This is a genomic window from Microbulbifer thermotolerans (genome assembly GCF_900112305.1).
In the GTDB taxonomy this organism is placed as follows: Bacteria; Pseudomonadota; Gammaproteobacteria; order Pseudomonadales; family Cellvibrionaceae; genus Microbulbifer; species Microbulbifer thermotolerans.
Window position 1 is genome coordinate 381,478 of sequence record NZ_FOKT01000002.1, and the last position, 18,396, is coordinate 399,873.

The 18,396-nt window shown below is 57.2% G+C and carries 17 protein-coding genes; 7 read left to right on the top strand and 10 right to left on the bottom strand.

Going from position 1 to position 18,396, the window contains the following annotated elements; translation table 11 throughout:
* Window positions 1-56 precede the first annotated feature (56 nt).
* The 5 genes from BM155_RS04135 (at window position 57) to BM155_RS04155 (ending at window position 5,404) form a co-directional block, all read left to right on the top strand.
* A complete protein-coding gene (locus tag BM155_RS04135; RefSeq protein ID WP_067153601.1) occupies window positions 57-371 on the top strand; it encodes an ArsR/SmtB family transcription factor in 315 nt (104 codons plus the stop codon).
* Between the two features lie 5 nt (window positions 372-376).
* A complete protein-coding gene (locus BM155_RS04140) occupies window positions 377-814 on the top strand; it encodes a YeeE/YedE family protein (RefSeq protein WP_074901207.1) in 438 nt (145 codons plus the stop codon).
* Window positions 815-818: 4 nt separating this feature from the next.
* Complete coding sequence (locus tag BM155_RS04145; protein ID WP_067153605.1) at window positions 819-1,271, top strand: YeeE/YedE family protein; 453 nt, start codon at window positions 819-821, stop codon at window positions 1,269-1,271.
* Window positions 1,272-1,378: 107 nt separating this feature from the next.
* A complete protein-coding gene (locus BM155_RS04150; RefSeq protein ID WP_074901209.1) occupies window positions 1,379-3,097 on the top strand; it encodes a SulP family inorganic anion transporter in 1,719 nt (572 codons plus the stop codon).
* Between the two features lie 90 nt (window positions 3,098-3,187).
* Complete coding sequence (locus BM155_RS04155; RefSeq protein ID WP_074901211.1) at window positions 3,188-5,404, top strand: ATP-dependent helicase; 2,217 nt, start codon at window positions 3,188-3,190, stop codon at window positions 5,402-5,404.
* Between the two features lie 136 nt (window positions 5,405-5,540).
* On the opposite strand, the gene BM155_RS04160 is transcribed toward BM155_RS04155, so the two are convergent.
* The 7 genes from BM155_RS04160 to BM155_RS04190 form a co-directional block, all read right to left on the bottom strand.
* Window positions 5,541-6,221 carry a DUF4919 domain-containing protein gene (locus BM155_RS04160; RefSeq protein ID WP_067153611.1) on the bottom strand — a complete coding sequence of 227 codons (681 nt, stop codon included), beginning with the start codon at window positions 6,219-6,221 and terminating at the stop codon, window positions 5,541-5,543.
* Window positions 6,202-7,467, bottom strand: coding sequence for a patatin-like phospholipase family protein (locus BM155_RS04165; RefSeq protein WP_067153613.1), 1,266 nt, complete (start codon window positions 7,465-7,467; stop codon window positions 6,202-6,204). Before BM155_RS04165 ends, BM155_RS04160 begins: the two co-directional genes overlap by 20 nt.
* Window positions 7,468-7,630: 163 nt before the next feature.
* Entirely contained in the window at window positions 7,631-8,632 is a 1,002-nt protein-coding gene (locus tag BM155_RS04170; RefSeq protein WP_067153615.1) for a YhdH/YhfP family quinone oxidoreductase, read from the bottom strand.
* 49 nt (window positions 8,633-8,681) lie between these two features.
* Window positions 8,682-9,866, bottom strand: coding sequence for a protease SohB (gene sohB, locus BM155_RS04175; protein WP_067153617.1), 1,185 nt, complete (start codon window positions 9,864-9,866; stop codon window positions 8,682-8,684).
* Between the two features lie 87 nt (window positions 9,867-9,953).
* Window positions 9,954-10,604 carry a cation/multidrug efflux pump gene (locus tag BM155_RS04180; protein ID WP_067153619.1) on the bottom strand — a complete coding sequence of 217 codons (651 nt, stop codon included), beginning with the start codon at window positions 10,602-10,604 and terminating at the stop codon, window positions 9,954-9,956.
* 123 nt (window positions 10,605-10,727) lie between these two features.
* Window positions 10,728-11,543 carry an NAD(+) diphosphatase gene (nudC, locus tag BM155_RS04185; protein WP_067153620.1) on the bottom strand — a complete coding sequence of 272 codons (816 nt, stop codon included), beginning with the start codon at window positions 11,541-11,543 and terminating at the stop codon, window positions 10,728-10,730.
* Between the two features lie 32 nt (window positions 11,544-11,575).
* The gene (locus BM155_RS04190) at window positions 11,576-13,294 is read right to left on the bottom strand and encodes a FimL-related protein (RefSeq protein WP_074901213.1); all 1,719 of its coding nucleotides are present in this window, start codon (window positions 13,292-13,294) and stop codon (window positions 11,576-11,578) included.
* A 274-nt stretch (window positions 13,295-13,568) separates the two neighbouring features.
* Between BM155_RS04190 and nhaB the strand changes: the two genes are divergently transcribed.
* Window positions 13,569-15,104, top strand: a complete 1,536-nt coding sequence (nhaB, locus tag BM155_RS04195; RefSeq protein ID WP_067153622.1) for a sodium/proton antiporter NhaB — start codon at window positions 13,569-13,571, stop codon at window positions 15,102-15,104.
* 258 nt (window positions 15,105-15,362) lie between these two features.
* Here the strand turns inward: nhaB and dnaQ are convergent, their stop codons facing one another.
* The 3 genes from dnaQ to BM155_RS04210 are packed head-to-tail and all read right to left on the bottom strand — an operon-like array spanning window position 15,363 to window position 17,371.
* Window positions 15,363-16,091, bottom strand: a complete 729-nt coding sequence (dnaQ, locus tag BM155_RS04200) for a DNA polymerase III subunit epsilon (protein ID WP_067153624.1) — start codon at window positions 16,089-16,091, stop codon at window positions 15,363-15,365.
* A gap of 14 nt (window positions 16,092-16,105) precedes the next feature.
* A complete protein-coding gene (gene rnhA, locus BM155_RS04205) occupies window positions 16,106-16,543 on the bottom strand; it encodes a ribonuclease HI (protein WP_067153625.1) in 438 nt (145 codons plus the stop codon).
* Window positions 16,544-16,582: 39 nt separating this feature from the next.
* On the bottom strand, window positions 16,583-17,371 hold the full coding sequence (locus BM155_RS04210; RefSeq protein WP_067153627.1) for a class I SAM-dependent methyltransferase: 789 nt from the start codon (window positions 17,369-17,371) through the stop codon (window positions 16,583-16,585).
* 205 nt (window positions 17,372-17,576) lie between these two features.
* Here BM155_RS04210 and gloB point away from each other — a divergent pair, with 205 nt between their 5' ends.
* The gene (gene gloB, locus BM155_RS04215) at window positions 17,577-18,359 is read left to right on the top strand and encodes a hydroxyacylglutathione hydrolase (RefSeq protein ID WP_074901214.1); all 783 of its coding nucleotides are present in this window, start codon (window positions 17,577-17,579) and stop codon (window positions 18,357-18,359) included.
* The last annotated feature ends 37 nt before the right edge of the window (window positions 18,360-18,396 follow it).

An 18,396-nucleotide genomic window follows, 5' to 3' on the forward strand; every position in this document is an offset into this window, starting at 1 on the left:
AAATAATATATAAATCAATATAATGTTTTTACGTAAAGTGACATTACGGAGATCCGATGCCAGATACCGCCAATATCAGCTTGGACAAAATGCGTGCCACAGCGGGGGAGGTGTCGCAATTGCTGCGATCCATTGGCAACCAAGACCGGTTGCTGCTGCTGTGTCAGCTGAGCCAGGAGGAACTCAATGTGAGCCAGCTCGAGAGCCGCCTAGGTATCCATCAGCCCAGCCTGTCCCAACAGCTGGGTGTGCTGCGTCGGGAAGGCTTGGTGAGCACTCGCCGCGAAGGCAAGCACATTTACTACCGAATAGCGGATGAACGGGTGCTGGCACTGTTGCAAACCCTTTATGAACTCTACTGTGAGGAGTAACTGCAATGATAACCATAGACTGGAACGCATTTACCCCTTGGTCCGCCCTCGCAGGCGGCGCTCTGATCGGCTTGGCAACGGTAATTCTACTGCTGCTGAATGGTCGCATCGCCGGTATCTCCGGTATCGTGGGCGGTCTGTTTGGCCGTGCAGCAGGTGAGACCGGCTGGCGTCTTACCTTCACCCTAGGCCTGCTGGCCGGCCCTGCCCTATGGGCCGCGTTCCACACACTGCCGCCGATTCAGATTGAGGCCGACTACCCGCTGCTGGTAGTCGCCGGTCTGCTCGTGGGATTGGGTACTCGTTACGCGTCTGGCTGTACCAGCGGCCACGGGGTCTGCGGCCTGTCGCGCCTGTCGCCGCGATCGCTGGTGGCAACACTGATGTTTATGGGCGCAGGATTTACCACTGTCTATGTGACTCGCCACTTGCTGGGAGGTTGACCCGATGCATCAATCCAAACTTTCCCTAATCTCTGCCTTTGCCGCCGGCTTGGTGTTTAGCTTGGGGCTGCTGGCCTCCGGAATGGCCAATCCGGAAAAAGTCCTCGGGTTTCTGGACCTGGCCGGGGTCTGGGACCCATCCCTGGCGCTGGTGATGGCAGGTGCTATCGGCGTTGGCTTACCGGTGTTCCAGCTGGTAGGAGCGCGCAGAGAAAAGTGGCGCGGCCTGTCCTTGATCGGCGAAAATATCCAGCTGCCAACAAGGCGGGATATTGACCGACCACTAGTGATCGGCAGCCTGGTGTTTGGGATCGGCTGGGGGTTAGCTGGCTTTTGCCCGGGACCAGCCATAGTGGCAACTGGCGCAGGCGCGATAAAAGCGGTGATATTCACCGCGGCCATGCTCGCGGGCATGGGGATCTTTCACTTGTTAAGCCGGCGACAAGCCAGTGTCTAAGTTGAGACCACGGGCCGGAACAGGTGGGAGTGGTGACGGCCCCCTACTCTGAAACCAATCCCGTCTATCTTGTCTGAGAGTCTTGTTCAACCGAAAGATAGCCTGGGATGCCGGCCAGAAAATTAGTCCCCCACTGGTTTAAGCACTACCGGCGCGAATGGCTGGCGGGGGATGCCACCACTGCGCTGGTGGCCACCATGATGTTGGTACCCCAGGCCCTCGCCTATGCGGCCCTGGCGGGCCTGCCGCCCCATATCGGCCTATACGCGGGGCTTCTACCTCTCGTAGGCTATGCCTTATTCGGTACCAGCTCTGTGCTGTCAGTAGGGCCGGTGGCAGTGCTCGCGCTGATGACCGCCCACGCTCTATCCCCCCTGGCCGCACCGGGCAGCCCAGAATACATCGCCGGCGCTGTCCTTCTCGCCACCCTGAGCGGACTGATTCTGTTTGCAATGGGGTTACTGCGGCTCGGCGTTTTGTCCAACCTCCTCAGCCACCCGGTGATCAGCGGCTTTGTCTCTGGTGCCGCGGCGCTGATTATCGCCGGGCAGATAGCGCCACTGCTCGGCATCAACAGCGAGGCGGAAGGGGACACAGCGCTGCAATTGTTTCTAAGCACACTGAAGGAAGTCCCCAACGCCGACCGGGCCACCACCGGGCTGGGGCTGGCATCGGTGCTGACCCTGGTGGCGGCACGGATATGGCTAACGCCAGCACTCAAATTACTGGGGCTTTCCGAATCGCGCGCGCGACTGTTCGCGAGGCTCGCGCCCATGTCGGTGGTACTGATAGCGATTGCCCTGACAACGCTATTTCACTGGGAAGAGCAGATGCCTGTCGTCGGCGAGATTCCCCGGGGGTTGCCGAAGCTGGAGATACCGGCGCTGGACTGGCAGCTGATTTACAAATTGCTATTGCCCGCGGTGATAATCGCACTGCTGGGCTTTGTGGAAAGCTTGTCCATTGCCCACGCCATTGCCCTGCGCCGCGGGGAACGCCTCAACGCTGACGCCGAGTTGCGGGGTCTGGGGGCAGCGAATTTGCTCAGCGCCCTGTCCGGCGGGTTTCCGGTTACTGGCAGCTTCGCCCGCACCGCTATCAACGATGAGGGCGGCGCGGTTTCTCCGATGAGCAGCCTAATCGCGGCGGGGCTGCTGGCACTGGTCCTATTGTTCGCTACCGCCCCATTTACCGAGTTGCCCCTGTGTGTATTGGCCGCCACTATTATCGTCGCCGCAACCAGCCTGATCGACGTGCGGGGGTTTCTCAATACTTGGCGCTACGATCGCACCGACGGCGTCGCCATGGCGGGCACTTTTTTCGGTGTCTTGCTATTCGGGGTCGAGGCGGGCATAGGGCTGGGCATCGGCTTCTCGTTCGCCACACTGATCTGGCGCACCAGCCGCCCACATATCGCCGTGGTCGGCCGAGTGCCAGGCACGGAGCACTTCCGCAACGTGCTCAGGCACACAGTGGAAACACAACCGAACATCCTCTTCCTGCGCATCGACGAAAGTCTTTTTTTCAGCAATATCAGTGCGGTTGAGGAGCGGCTGTTAAGCGAACTGAAACGCCACCCCAATATCCGCGAGCTGGTGCTGATATTGTCTTCGGTCAATCGAATCGACGGTACCGCACTGGAAAGATTGCAGCAGGTGAACCGGGATCTTCTCGCGCGGGATATTCGGCTACACCTGTCGGAAGTAAAGGGACCGGTACTAGACCGCCTGGGACGCTCTAAATTTCTTGAGGAGTTGAGCGGACGGGTCTTTTTGTCATCCTACATTGCCGAATTGGCACTCTCCAGGGATCAAAGCAAACAGTAAATCCCGCTGGCGATAGCGACCACCACCTGCGCTCTTGTACCCCACCGCTCACTACTGGCAAAATATCCAGTATTTGAACCCCCCTTTCCTATGCAGCAACTCACAGAAGAACAACAGGCCATCGCCGACCACCCCGGCGGTCACGCCAAGATCATTGCGGTCGCCGGTTCCGGCAAAACCACCGCGCTGCTGCACTATGTCAAAAAACGCCTGCAAGCTGGAGTACCCGCGGAACGGATACTGGTGCTTATGTACAACCGCAGCGCGAAGGAGGATTTTGAGCGTCGCCTGCAATCGCTGGTGCACGGCGCAGCCCCGGCGGTGCACACTTTCCACAGCCTCGGCTACCGTCTCTACCAGCGCATGATCGCCAGCGGCCATATAACACCGGCCAACCTTACTCCCCTGCCCCAATCAGTGGTGCAGTTACAGATCTGGAAGGCGATCGAAAAGTGTGCTCCTCCTTATGAGCTGGAGGAAATCCGCGCCCGCAAGCAGTCGGAAGTGGAGGCTGCGGAATTTTTTATCGACTATACCAAGACGATACTCAGCGGTGACCTCAGCGCTTACCAGGAGCTCAAGCTCGGCGACGAGTATTTATATTTCCTCAAGGTATTCCGCGCTTTCGAAAGCTGGCGCCGCAGCCAGAATGCCGTAACTTATGCGGACCTGATTTACGATCCGGCACTTCTGCTCAGCCTGGAACCGGATATCGCCGAACAATACGGCAGCCACTACGAGGATATCCTGGTGGACGAATACCAGGATATCAATGAAGTACAGCATTTTCTCCTGCGCGTACTGTACGGAAAATCCGGTAATGTGATCGCCATTGGCGACCCGGATCAAACCATCTACGAATGGCGCGGCTCCAAACCGAAATTCCTGCTCACCTATTTCGACGGCGATTTCCCACCGTCCAATGTCTATCACCTGAGTCGCACCTTCCGCTACGGACATCAGTTGTCCCTGGCCGCAAACCACTTTATCGGTCACAACCGCGAGCGTGCGGATATATTTTGCGTGTCTGCGGATTGCAAACAGCGCACGGATATCGAACTGGTTCAAACAGACCGGGAAACTCATTGGCTGGTGGAGCACCTGCGCCGCCGCCAAAAACACGCTCAACCCCTGGGGCAAACCGCAATTCTGGTTCGCCTCTGGTCGGTGGCCGCCCCTGTGGAACTGGCGCTGCTGGCCAACAACATTCCCTACAAGTCGGCCAACAGTAATACGGTACTGTCGCGGCGCGAACTGCGCCCGCTTTTCTGGAGCCTGAATATAGCCGCCGGCCGCTTTGCCCAACTGCCCGCGAAAAAACGCGAACAAGGCATCTACGAATGGCTGACGGCTCCCCACATCCGCGTTCCGCGCAAGGTACTGGAACCTGTCTGCGTTCGACTGGCCAAGCGCGACAGTGACTGGGGCAAATACTTGCTGGAACTGATTCCGGAGTCTTTAAGCAAGGGACAAAAAAAACGGATGCGGCAACGCGCCGAACTTTTGATGGAGGTGGAAAACTGGCGCGGCCTGGCCGGCGAACTTCTCCGCCGCCAGTTGGCGGCCCTGGACTACCTCAACGGCATCAGTGACGACAGCTTCACCCGCCAGCAGGGAGAGGAGCGCAAACAGACGATTCTCGCCTTCTGCCAGTTCCTGGATACCCTCAAACAGCCCCCCGCCGAAGCTCTGCAGCACCTGCAAGCACTGCAACGCCAGCACCGCGAAGGTGAACAGGCGCAAGCGGATGCCGTACAGATTACAACCATGCATCAAGCGAAAGGGCTGGAATGGGATGATGTCATTATTCCTTCCCTAAGCCAGTACACCATGCCCTATCAGCCACAGCGGGAGTTCACCACGCCGGCTTCAGTGGAAAGCGAACGCCGCCTGATGTATGTGGCCGTGACCCGTGCACGCCGCCGCCTCTATCTGCTCGCACCACCACTGGCACCCGATAAAAACAGTGGAGGCGCGGAACAACAGCCATCGCTGTTTATCGAAGAAATGCAGCTTCCGCTGTGCAAACTGATCGACAACGCCTTGCGCGAGCGCCCGGCTCAGATCCAAAGTCCCTTCCCTGTCACTCGTCAAGCACTGCGCTATATGGAGGCCTGCGATTACAACCCGGAAATCCAAGGTCCCCGAGCACCAGTGCGTAAACCCATCCCCGGCGAAGGTATACGCCACCGCAAGCTGGGCCACGGGCGAGTTATCAAATGGGAAGACGACAGGGTCGAGGTGCTGTTCAGCGACCGCCAGGTGCGCCTTTTTGTCTGGGAGAAGCTACAACAGTTTCTGCTGTAGTGCCCGCTAACAGACAAGGAACCTCTGATTAAGTCGCTTCGTGACAGTGAACGATACTAGTTGAGGCCAGATGGCAAACTCAGGCGCGAAATGGGAATAGCGCAACGGCCTCCAGCAAATTCATACCGTACACGCCCTAGTCCGCAGCACTTTCCACACCGTGCACAAACTGTCGGCTGACATTGAAATAGAGGGCGTACTCATCGCCGGATACCAAGTTCCGCACTTGTATTTTGTCGTAAATACCGCGCTGGTCGTAAACGATAGATTGATCCAGTACCTCGAGCCCTTTCAGGCGCACAAAACCGTTCAATTCCGATGTGCTAATAGTTTGATAAGCACTTTCCTGACTGCGGCCATCACCACTGCGTTCGATGGAATCCATCAACCCTTCGGTCATATAGCGGTGAATATCCTCGCGCTGCAAATTGGCACTGCGAGCAGCACAGAGAACACCGATCATATGGGCCTCAAGACTCATATAACTAACGTCCAGCACTCTGTCCACCTGCTTCAGGCATTCACCGTATTCGCCCCTCTCCTCCGCGCGGTATGCCTCGGTCAGCCCGACCAGCTCGGCACCACCGCGGGGGTTGTATTCCGGCGATGCCACGTAAGCGCGCCGCAGCTGGTCGAAATCAAGGGTGAAGGACAGCGCCCGCGCCTGTGCAAGCAAGCGTCTGTACTCACTTTCCTCCGCCTGAGGCAATACCAGTTGCGGTGCGCTTTTGCCTGCCGAACTACTGCAGGCAGAGAGAAAAACCACAGTTCCCAAAAGTGCCGCTATTCCAATGCGCTTAAGATTGCGTGTTGCCATCATTTGCTTCCGTTACCGGTTTTACTCTACGGCCAAACAGGCCTCTGCGCGCCTCCTGAACGGAGTCGGCTTCCGGTTGCAAGAAAGCGCGCAGTTTATCCCGCTCCCACATGGCGTCCTGATAGCCCAGTTCGACCAGCTCACTGATAAAAGGTTTCTCAAACAAGAGATAGCTGGCGGCGGAGGCGCCGCCGCCGGATGTGGTGGCACCCGTGGCGCGGAACAGCCAGCGCAAAGCAGGTGGCAGAAAGCGGACCTTGCGTCCCGCCAGGCGGTCAAGGCTTTGAGAAGGCTCTATCACAGCGGATTCTACCGGACGCAGTGGCGCCAGTTCGCCGAGTTTCTCCCCTTCCACGCTATCCAGCAGCAGATTGACCCGGTCGAGGTGCTCCAGATCCCCCTCCAGGCTGTCGATAAAAGCCGCATTAAACAGTTGACCGGCGATCTGCGCTATGGATGGGGAGTGGCGTGGCGGCTTACTGCGCTGCTTGCCCCAATGCACCGGGGAACGGTTATTGGACACCCCCACCACGAACACCCGATTGGCACCCAGGTGCAACGCCGGACTGATGGGTGCCAGCTGGCGCACGGCGCCGTCACCGAAGTAGTCATTACCGATCTTAACCGTAGAAAATAACGTCGGAATAGCCGCCGACGCCATCAGGTGATCGACGGTCAGCCTGGTCCTCACGCCGTAGCGGCGGAATCGGTGCCATTCACTCAACGTTTCCGCCCCTTGGAAAAAGCTGACAGATTCCCCTGCGCCATACGACAAGGCGTTGACACAGACAGCTCGCAGAATTCCAGCATCGATATTGCGCTGAATATTGTCGAACTGGATCACCTCAGTAACCAGATCCCGCAACGGCGTATTGTCCAGCAGCGCCAGAGGCCTCTGGCGCCCCACCCCCTGGTTAAAGAGCGAGCGGGTGATGGCGAGCATATTACCCATCAGACTGAACCAGCCACTGCGATAGATCTGATCGACCGTGAGCTGCAGCCATAAGGTGCAGAGACGCTCCACTGCCTCCTTGAAGGTACCCGGATGAGAAGCGAGTAACAGCGCGTTGACGGCACCGGCAGAGGTGCCACAGATAATTTGAAACGGATGTGGATTGGATTCGGGTGCCAACTCCGCCAATGCCTTGAGCACGCCGGCCTGGTAAGCGGCGCGGGCGCCACCACCGGACAGAACCAGCGCACTAGCCTGGTGGGTTAACTTTGGTAATTCGTTATTCGCGGACAATCTGTTCTACCAGTAGCAACAAAGCCCGAACAACTGTACCCACAATCGACACAATGAGAAACCCGCTTCCAGGCGGGTTTCCACCGGGGAATTTCAGCTTAGCAGCCAGCAAGCGCGGAATATGCGCCACGCCAGCGTAAATAAGGGCTGCAGGGTCGGGTTGTTAGAGCGCCATATCCACTACATAGCGACCGATTCCATGCCCTCGGAGCAGCCTGGCGAGAAACTCCGGCGCCTGCTCCAAAGAAATATCCTCGGCGATGCGGTTCAACAGTTCACTATTCTGCCACTCGGCAGCGAACTTACGCCACACGGACGCCTTTTTCTCCAACGGCAACTCAACACTGTCCACTCCGAGAAGGCTGATACCTCGCAGGATAAACGGGAACACATTGGCTTGAAACTGAGCCCCGGCGGCCATTCCGCAAGCGGCAACGCCGCCACCATAGGCCAAAGACTTGATGACATTAAACAGAGTGTCGCCACCGACAGTATCCACGGCCCAGGCCCACATCGGCTTCGCCATCGCCTTACTGGCAAATGGCGCCAGTGTCTCCCTATCCAGCACTTTCCAGGCACCTAGCTCGGTGAGGAAATCCGCCGATTCCAGCTTGCCAGTAACCGCCGCCACACGGAACCCTAGTTTTGCCAACAGGGCGACGGCAATGGAGCCAACACCTCCCGTGGCCCCGGTGACCAATACCTCACCATCTTCCGGCTTGGCGCCGGCCTCCAGCAGTTTCTCAACACAGAGACCCGCAGTGAGACCGGCGGTGCCCAGGATCATCGACTCCCTCGCGCTCAGCCCCTCAGGCAACGGCAGGGCCCAGCCAGCGGGGATACGTATACATTCCGCCAGGCCGCCACAGGTGTTCATTCCCAGGTCGTAGCCAGTGACCAGGAGCTCATCGCCAGGGGCGTATGTACCGCTCTTGTCTTCGATCACTTTGCCCACAGCGTCAATACCTGGCGTGTGGGGATACTCGCGCGTGACTCCGCGGTTTCCGAAAGCGGAAAGTGCGTCTTTGTAATTCAGAGATGAATGGGTCACCGCCAGCAGCAGCGGGTGGTCAGGCAAGTCACCAACTTGCCGCTCAACAATCCGCTGATCGAATTTGCCCGGTGCCACTTCCTCGACCCAGACAGCGCGAAAGGTATCTTTCATAACTACAACTTCTTAAAAATACATCTTACAGGCCACGCAATGGCAGTCGTCACTGCGCCTGGTGACGCCATGCTGCCAAGCGGGAAAAAAGGCGCATTAGCATTGACTCTACTCCCCCCTGTGCGGCGAGGCCAATTTTTTTAGCGATATTCCGCCGCTCCTTATATTCCACCTGGTAAAGATCTGCTTCCTGCGCACAGTGGGTAAGATATTCGTCGGAGGTTTTCAATTCATCCACCAAGCCCAAATCCAACGCCCGCTGGCCAAACCAGACCTCACCGGTGGCCACTTTGGCAATATCCAGTGCCGGCCTGTACTCTGCTACAAAGTGTTGGAAGAGCGCGTGGATCTCTTCCAGGTCACTCTGGAACTTCTCCCGCCCCTCGGGGGTGTTTTCGCCGAACATGGTCACTGTGCGTTTGTACTCTCCTGCGGTGAACAACTCAAAATCCACGTCGTGGCGCTTGAGCAACCGGTGGAAGTTCGGCAGTTGAGCCACCACCCCAATGGAGCCGACCATTGCGAAGGGGGCCGCTAGAATACGGTCAGCCACACAGGCCATCATGTATCCGCCGCTGGCCGCCACCTTGTCTACAGCCACTGTAAGCTGGATACCTGCGCTGCGCACTCTTGAGAGCTGGCTCGCAGCCAAGCCGTAATTCGCAACCATGCCGCCGGGGCTCTCCAGGCACACCAGTACCTCATCACCGGGTTCGGCGACCTGCAGAACAGCGGTGACCTCCTCGCGCAGGTTAGACAAAGCACTGGCTTTGATGTCACCGTCAAAGTGCATCACAAAAATGCGCTTGCGTTCACCCGCAGGCTTTTCCGTAACCAAGGCTTGAACATGCTGCTCCCCCGCTTCCGCATCGGCGGCACCCTGCTCCGGCACAGGTGTATCAGTGCGCTCCAGGCCCGATTGCCGAACCTTTTCCTGAGGCTGTTTCTTTAACACCTCCTTGTGCTTTTTCGCCAGCGCTTTATCCCGCGCTTTTCTGTCCTTGGCCATTTGCTTTTTACGCCGCGAAAACTCGTGTTTATCCATCACCGCCTCGAGCAGGGTTTCTTTGAATTGCTCATAGCGATCGTTGAGCTTGGTGACACTGATATATCCGGGCACTCGCTCTTTCAATTGCTCGCGGTTGGCGGCAATAAACCCGATGAGAACCAGCAAGGCGACAACAAGCGTCACTACTTTGGCCAGAAAAAGGCCATATTCACTGAGAAATTCCACTGAAACTCCAGATTGCTCTAGCTTGTAAAAATGATAAATATTCAGGCAGACAGTGCGCGGCTACAAGGCCTGCCGTTCAGACCTAGGTTACTGCCACTCCTCTACCGCTGAAGTGGCCTGTTGATTGAGTGGCCGCGCCAGCAGACCGTTGTGGGTAATCCGTACATCGTAGACCGCGCCGTCTTCCATCGGCAGGAAGGTGGCTGTGCCGTAGACCGCATCGACAAACGACAATTTTTTGTCGATACCGCGCAATGACTGCCAAATATCGATACCAAAGGCGCTGCTATCTAGTTGATGCACCGAACGTTCCTTGATGCGTTCATCTTGCAGCGTCAAATAGCGGCCACTGAGCCGGTCCAGGCGGTAGGCAGGCTGAATGCCCCAACGGGCCAAAACGCCCTTCCATTTCAACATGCGCGCATCCAGCTGCCACTGATCACCGTGCAATTCGAAACGCTGCGCCAATCCGTCCGCATCGGAAAAGGTGACTTCGTAACGCTGCTCACCCGTTTTGCGGAAAGACACTGTGCCGACACTGTGCTCCTCCGCAAGATTTCTGTAACTGTACACATCCGCTGCCACCAACACGATCAACAGAGCTGTCGCAAGAAACAGCAAACCGAGTGTGCCGCGGATAAAACCGAGTATCCACTTGCCGCTTAACAGGATCCTGCCGCCCCAGAAAACCAGCAGCAGTGCCAGCAATGCGATGAGAAAGGTGATGGCAATATACATATTATTTAGCTCCGTCCGGACCTATGGAACCTCAGAATAATTCGCTGGGGTGCGGTAATTGGCTTGGGAGCGCACAGGCCTTAATTTCCTTTACTGCCAATAAACGCCTTAATCAGAGAAGCCCTAACAGCGCTTTTCACCGGATGCGCGTTTTGCAAACAGGCGGATCAACTGCCCGGACAAGGTCTGCGGCGGCGGGATTTCCGGCAGCGCACTGTAATGAAACCAGCCTGCCTCGGCGATCTCTTCCCGGTCGGGCACCAACGCGCCACCAGTCCATTCCGTGTGGTAACCGAGCATTAATTGCCCCGGGAAGGGCCAGGACTGACTGCCGATATAGCGGCTTTTACCGACTTCGAGCCCCACCTCTTCTCGCACTTCCCGCGCCAGTGCCTGCTCGGCATTTTCCCCCGGCTCGATAAAGCCGGCCAAAGCCGTATGGATACCCCGAGGATGGCGGGTATGTCGCGCCAACAAGCACTCGTCACCGCGTGTAACCAACATGATGACGCAAGGGGAAATGCGCGGATACACCGCCAAGTTACAGTCGCGGCACACGCGCGCTCGATCCCTGGGGTGATACTCCGTACCCCGGCCACAACGGCCGCAGAAGCGGTGATTTATGTCCCAATCAACAACTTGCAAGGCCCGCCCGGCAAGCGCGAAGTGCAGATCATCCACCCGTCCCAGCAGACTGCGCAAACTCCGCCACTCACAGCCCTCAACATCCGCCGGTGTGGCGATCTGGTGTACTCCACAGGCTTCCCCCCGCAGCTCCCCCAAGTAGTGGCTGCTCTCGACCATCGCCGCCGGCAGCAAGGGCTTAGCGTGTAAAAAACTATCACCGCGACAGAGTAGTTGCCCATCGGCAACCAGAATGTGTAGTGTCAATGGCGGAAGAGGCAATACACGGGCGGCGGGGACGAAAATATCGCTCAAAACACACTTCCTCTGGACCCTGGGCAGCCCGATCAATCTTCCTCGACCGGATAGCCGAGAGCTTCGAGGCTTTCAACAGCCAAATTCAAGGACTGGATATCCGCGTTGCGATGCAGTTTCACCTCGCCCAGATAATACTCGAGGCTGATAATGGCATCCGCGAAAATATCCAATGATTGCTCGATACCCGGTGCTGCTTCGCGCTGCTCCATCACCGCCTCGACAAAATCCACCAGCCGTGCCACCACCGCCGAGGCACGGCGCAGATTAAGTACAATTAAGCCGCCACGTACGGAGTTCAGGGTGGTGGAAACGTTGCGAATATGACCATGATCGAAGCCGGATTCAGCGTAGGAACCCAACGCACGCTTGATCAGTGAGAGTCCGGCCTCAGCTTCTTTCAGCACGGCCAACTCCGCCTCCGCCAACTGGCTGCGCTCGAGGACCAAATCTACTTGTCCGTATTCATCCAGGTCGAGAGAAGAGCTTTGCCGCAGAGCGCGAATGGCGCTATCCACCATTAACACCTGGTCCGTCAGCTTCTGTAGCGCTGATTCTGCGGCAGATCCCCCGGCAGGGGCGGCGGTGCGGAATTCCTCCACCGCGAGGCTCAAGCCATCGCCAACCTGTTTGAAATTCAGCAGGCGTAGAATGCTTGCAATGCGCTTCAAGGTGCCCGCTAATCCGTCTTCACCGTCCAGGCCGCTAATGCCAAGCATCTCCACATCGTCGAGCATACGGCGCACTCCGGAAAGCTCTTCGTCCAGAGCACCCGCCACCGCGGTGATAGCGGTGGCGCCCGGCCCGCCGAGACTGGCCCGTTCACGCTCCAGCTCCGCCTCGCTGTAGCCGAGCGGTTTGGCCGAGAAGGCTTCCAGCATCTTCGCCCCCTGACCACTGGGGGCAGACAGTGCCAACCAGTAGAGACACTCTTTCAGTAGTACCGGCGGGGGCGGCTGGTCCAGCGCAGCATCCGCTTCCCTCTGCAGAACGCGCAGCCGCCGGTCAAACATACTGAATACCATGACCCGCGAGCGGTTGATATGCATTTCCCGCGATGCCATACCGCCCAAGGCTGCACCCGCCACGGCCCAGAGCTTGCCGTTGGGACGGCCGGCACAAATGCTGGCAACGCGCTGTAGCGCGCGCGCCATCATGGTGTACGCGGGCTTGGCCGGCTTGCCTTTCAGCAGGGCCAACAGACCAACCTGGTACATGTGGCGAAAACGGCGCACGAAACTGGACAGATCCTCGGACATCACCGATGACGCGACCACGCCGGGGACATTGCCATCCAGGTTACAGCGGAAAAAGTGGCTCTCGGGAACCGGCGGCTGTGCGCGCGCCAAACGCAGATTGTTGATATAGGGGATGAGCAACTCTGGGCGTGCCATGCCGCGGTTCTGCACAAAATCCAGGTAGCGCGTAAGTACATAAAAGCCGGTGCCAAGCCCCTCCATAAGGTCGCCAGCCGCTTTCTGGCGCCCCTCGCGGATATCCGTCAAGGCGGTCTGCATTTCCTGAGCCAGCAGCTCCCCTGCGTGCAGTTGCACCATCTGCAGAACACCGCTGACTTGGCGCAGCCCTGCCAGACACTGGTCCACCGACTGCTTGTTATTCTGATCCACTGCAAACTGGTCAAGATGAGCCGCGGCGGCGTCCACCGCTGCCACCAGCTCGTCCTTAACCACATTAACAGAGGTTATATTGATATCCCGCAATTCCGTCACTGACTGCACCGCTGCACTCATTCACTATTTGTTGTACAAATCCCGCTCGATCAGGTGTAATTCTGACCCGAAAAAGGCAATTTATACCAAAGCTGCCAAGAATCCAGCTTTCCGCAGGCAAATTCTATCGAGTAATCTGCAAAACTGACTAACAGGACAGCAAATTGGTAAAACCACTTGAATTTTCCTACAAACTGGGTAGCGTTTTCTACTTCTTACTGCTGCAGCCTATCGATCCTCGCACAAAAACACCAGCGGGCGGCCCAACACAGAAGTCAACCCAAGGAAGTAATCAATGAATACCTACAATAACGCTCTCACCGCTTCCGGCAGCGGCTTCGGTCGCGCCCTTACCGACAACTTTCTGGGGGAGGCACCCGACTGGTACAAGGCCACCATCGCCGCTTTTTTGATCATCAACCCAATACTCCTGTATCTCAGCGGCCCCTTTGTCACCGGATGGGTGCTGATTGGTGAATTTATCTTTACCTTGGCGATGGCACTCAAGTGCTACCCCCTACAACCCGGTGGTCTGCTGGCCATAGAAGCGGTGCTCCTGGGAATGACGAGCACAGACGCTATCTACCATGAGGTGAGCGAAAACCTCGAAGTGATTCTGCTGCTGATGTTTATGGTGGCCGGCATTTACTTTATGAAGAGCCTGCTGCTTTTTGTATTCACAAAAATTCTCATCAACGTTAACTCAAAGACTCTGCTGTCACTGCTGTTCTGTGCTGTGGCAGCCTTACTGTCCGCATTCCTCGACGCATTGACAGTGACCGCGGTACTAATTGCTGTAGCGATCGGATTTTACACTGTGTATCACCGGGTCGCGTCCAATCAGCCCCACCACCATCGAGATCACGACCACTCCAATGATGAGCACGTTGTGGAATATCACCGCGAGGATCTGGATCAGTTCCGCGCCTATCTGCGCAGCCTTATTATGCACGGTGCGGTAGGTACGGCCCTGGGGGGCGTCTGTACGCTTGTCGGCGAACCGCAGAACCTGCTCATTGCAGAAAAAGCCGGCTGGGAGTTCGTGCAGTTTTTCCTCAATATGGCCCCGGTCACCATACCCACTCTCCTCGCCGGACTCGCCACCTGTGTGATTTTGGAAAAGACGGGCATCTGCGGCTACGGCGCCAAACTGCCATCCACAGTGCGGGAAGTGCTGGAAAGCTTTTCCCGAGAAGAGGAAAAAAAGCGCTCTCCAAGTGATGTGGCAGAACTCTGGGTACAGGGAGTCGTAGCGGTTTTGCTGGTGCTGGCCCTGGCATTCCACATTGCAGAAGTGGGCATTATTGGCCTGATGATCATTGTGCTGCTGACCGCATTTAACGGCGTGGTACAGGAGGCTCGCATTGGTCATGCCTTCGAGGAGGCACTGCCATTCACGGCACTGCTGGTGGTCTTCTTCGCCATAGTCGCTGTAATACACCAGCAACACTTGTTCGCACCGGTCACCCACTTTGTGCTTGAACTAGAACCCAGCCACCAGCCGGGCATGTTATTTCTCGCCAACGGAATCCTGTCGATGATCAGCGACAACGTGTTCGTAGCCACCGTGTATATCAATGAAGTCAAGGATGCGCTGCTCGCTGGCGAGATCACTCGCGAGCACTTCGACAAGCTCGCCATCGCCATCAACGCCGGCACCAACCTGCCGAGCGTGGCTACGCCCAACGGCCAGGCGGCTTTCCTGTTTCTGCTGACCTCGGCGCTTGCACCGCTGATTCGCCTTTCTTACGGTCGCATGGTACTGATGGCCCTGCCCTATACCGTTGTCCTGAGCGCAACAGCGCTCCTCTGTGTGATTTATGCAATTTGAGAGGGGCCTTAGAGACTCTGAAGCATTCCTTGAGCCCTAGTAACGCCCAGTAGTGGAATGCGTAGTCCAGGTGGCGTACTGAGTAGTGGCAATGGATACAGGGAAAGTATCCGTGCGTTTTCGAATGATTTATCCCGCTACCTCAGCGCGCCTGAACAGGCTACTGGCTCGCGCGAATGAAAGGGACACCTCAGGCGGCGCCCAAAGAGCGTTGCGCCGCCTGGTGGCCTATACGGAACCCATGGATTCCGAATGCCTTCACCAAAAATGCTTCCCCGCATTTTTTTCCAACATAGCCAACATAGCCTGATGTGCCTCAACCTCCTCTGCGCTAGCCTTCACAACGCGCAGTGGTTTCCGATCTGCTGCCAATCGACGAATGGCGCCTGGCGCCGCATCCCGCTGCTCACCGCTCTCTTCTTCACCCGACTGTTGGTCGCCCCCCTGGGCTAACGCCAGATCCGTCTGGCCTCCCGTCATCATCAGGTAGACATCGGCCAGTATCTCTGCGTCCAGCAAAGCGCCGTGCAGATCCCGCTGTGAGTTGTCGACGAAATAGCGCTTGCACAGTGCGTCCAGGTTATTCTTCTGTCCCGGATGTTTCTCCCGCGCCAACGCGAGGGTATCCAAAACAGTGCAATGCGCGGCCACGCTCTGCCAACGCGGACTTCCCAGCAGCTTTAACTCCCAGTCGATAAAGCCCACGTCGAAAGGTGCATTGTGGATTACCAGTTCCGCACCATCACAAAATGTCATGAACTCATCGGCAATCTGAGCAAAAACCGGCTTGTCGGCAAGAAACTCATTGGTGATACCGTGTACCTCGATAGCACCGTCGTCGACTTCGCGTTCGGGATTAATGTACTGGTGGTAGTGGCGCCCGGTCAGCTTGCGATTGACAAGCTCCACGCAGCCAATTTCGATAATGCGGTGCCCGGCCTTGGGATCCAGGCCGGTGGTTTCAGTGTCCAGAACTACCTGGCGCATAGCGGTGTCCCCCTTCAATTCCGCATTTCATCAATGCCGCGGTTTGCCAACCGGTCGGCCCGCTCGTTGCCCGGGTGGCCAGAGTGGCCCTTGACCCAGTGCCAATGCACTTCATGATCAGCAATACGCTCATCCAGCGCTCGCCAGAGATCAGCATTTTTTACCGGTTTTTTACTGGCAGTTTTCCAGCCGTTCTTCTTCCAGTTGTTAATCCAACTCGTAATTCCCTGGCGCAAATACTGAGAATCCGTATGCAGGTCGACACGGCACGGCCGTTTTAACGCCGCTAAGGCCTGTATCGCTGCCAATAGCTCCATACGGTTATTGGTGGTGTGCGCTTCACCACCGTAGAGTTCTTTTTCTGCGTCTCCACAAACCAGCAGCGCCCCCCAGCCTCCGGGGCCGGGGTTTCCGCGGCAAGCGCCATCAGTGAAAATCGTAACCTGTTTCAAATTGAATACTTTTTACCGCTAAAACCTTGGAGTGCACGTTTAACGCTTGCGATGATGCCTGCGCGCCGCCACGCGCGAACTGGAGGGCACAGCAGTCAGTGAGGGCTTCTGCTCCCCGCGCCAGTTGATTTTTATCGCGCGCATGCGTGCCACTTCTTTGCGCGCGACTATGATGTAAAAGCCCCCCCAAGGCAAGTGCCAACGAGCGCCCAGGCGCTCCATCCACGACGTCTTCGCCAGTAAGTCCCGCTGCTGTAGCGGCAGGCGAAAGAACCCCCGTTCCAAAGTACTCGCCTGTAGATCCAGCAGATGCATCCAGTCGGCTATCCGTGCCGCCCGCAGTTGATTCCCGCGCTGGTAGGCGCTGCGGGCGAATAACAGCCTCGACAACCCCAGAAGAGAAAATGGATTGAAGCCAATCAGCAGCAAGTGACCGCCGGGTATCAATACCCGCGCTGCCTCGCGCAGCACCTGATGGGGCTGCTGGGCAAAATCGAGCAGATGATGTAAGAGCACCACATCGATGGACTCGGAAGGCAAGGGGAGTTGCTCAAATTCCACCAACGCAGCCCCTTCCTGTCCGGCACAGCCACTCAAACGGAACCGGTGGTTGATACGACTGCATGCGGAAAAATCAACGGCGCTAGTTACCCCGGCTTGCATTAGATGGTATCCAAACATGCGCTCAACGAATGGCTGCGCCAGCGCAAGCTGCTGCGACAGAATCTCCTGCCCCAGTGGGCTGGTGAACCAATGCGCCACGGCTGCACAGGACTTCGCGAACGGGGGTATTTCAGCACGCCCACGCGAATAGGACTTCTTCGTCATATTGGCTCCATGCGAGTCCGTGTGAACAGCGTATTAGTGACACCGAAAAAATGAGACGCAAGTTCTTCACAATTCATCATTGTGGAAACGCGTGTCATACCACAGGCCAGCTCCTATCTAAGTGCAACCGGAATCTCACCTTTGTGTATTGCAGGCTACCTTAATGGTATCGTTTCAGCACTCAGATTATTGACGTCACGACGAAATGCTCAAATTCTCCCCAATTCCGGCATTCAGCGATAACTATATCTGGCACCTTACCCGTGGTGACGAGCACTGGGTCGTGGACCCCGGCGACGCCCGCCCGGTGATTGAGGCATTGGGCGACAGTGCCCTGAGCGGCATACTAATCACACACCACCACCTGGACCACACCGGCGGTGTCGCACAGCTCAGCACCCGTTTTCAATGTCCAGTTTATGGTCCCGCTTCCATCAAGGGGGTCACGGAACCACTGACTGACGGCGACCAGCGCGAGCTCCTCGGCCTGCCGCTGCGGGTAATGGCCGTGCCCGGCCATACCTTAGACCACTTGGCGTTGCTACTCGAGGAGGAGAACCCCGGCGGAGCCCCCCGGGCGCACCTCTTCTGCGGTGATACCCTTTTTGCCGCTGGCTGCGGCCGCCTCTTTGAAGGCACCCCGGCGCAGATGTACGCCTCCCTAAGCAAGCTGGGCGCACTGCCGCCAGAGACCAAGGTTTATTGCGCTCACGAGTACACCCTGGCGAACTTGCGCTTCGCGGAAGCTGCCGAACCGGGCAACACGGCCATTGTGAATCGCCTTGCCGAGGCTGAAGCATTGCGGGCGAACGACCGTCCCACTCTTCCCTCTACCATTGGAGAAGAGCTGGCCACGAATCCGTTTTTGCGTTGCCATATTCCCGCCGTGGCCCGCCGCGCACTCAATCACGGTGCCGACGGCAGTCTCGAAAACCCGGATGAAGTGCAAGTCTTCACACTGCTAAGAAGCTGGAAGGACAATTTTTAACCAACGACGCGCTGTGCACAGTGCAGACAAGGGTCCC

Coding starts and splice junctions, on each gene's coding strand:
- BM155_RS04145 (WP_067153605.1), top strand. CDS start 819: ATGCATCAATCCAAACTTTCCCTAATCTCTGCCTTTGCCGCCGGCTTG.
- BM155_RS04140 (WP_074901207.1), top strand. CDS start 377: ATGATAACCATAGACTGGAACGCATTTACCCCTTGGTCCGCCCTCGCA.
- nhaB (WP_067153622.1), top strand. CDS start 13,569: ATGAATACCTACAATAACGCTCTCACCGCTTCCGGCAGCGGCTTCGGT.
- BM155_RS04135 (WP_067153601.1), top strand. CDS start 57: ATGCCAGATACCGCCAATATCAGCTTGGACAAAATGCGTGCCACAGCG.
- BM155_RS04160 (WP_067153611.1), bottom strand. CDS start 6,221: ATGGCAACACGCAATCTTAAGCGCATTGGAATAGCGGCACTTTTGGGA.
- dnaQ (WP_067153624.1), bottom strand. CDS start 16,091: ATGCGCCAGGTAGTTCTGGACACTGAAACCACCGGCCTGGATCCCAAG.
- BM155_RS04170 (WP_067153615.1), bottom strand. CDS start 8,632: ATGAAAGATACCTTTCGCGCTGTCTGGGTCGAGGAAGTGGCACCGGGC.
- BM155_RS04190 (WP_074901213.1), bottom strand. CDS start 13,294: ATGAGTGCAGCGGTGCAGTCAGTGACGGAATTGCGGGATATCAATATA.
- BM155_RS04210 (WP_067153627.1), bottom strand. CDS start 17,371: ATGACGAAGAAGTCCTATTCGCGTGGGCGTGCTGAAATACCCCCGTTC.
- BM155_RS04180 (WP_067153619.1), bottom strand. CDS start 10,604: ATGTATATTGCCATCACCTTTCTCATCGCATTGCTGGCACTGCTGCTG.
- gloB (WP_074901214.1), top strand. CDS start 17,577: ATGCTCAAATTCTCCCCAATTCCGGCATTCAGCGATAACTATATCTGG.
- BM155_RS04150 (WP_074901209.1), top strand. CDS start 1,379: ATGCCGGCCAGAAAATTAGTCCCCCACTGGTTTAAGCACTACCGGCGC.
- BM155_RS04155 (WP_074901211.1), top strand. CDS start 3,188: ATGCAGCAACTCACAGAAGAACAACAGGCCATCGCCGACCACCCCGGC.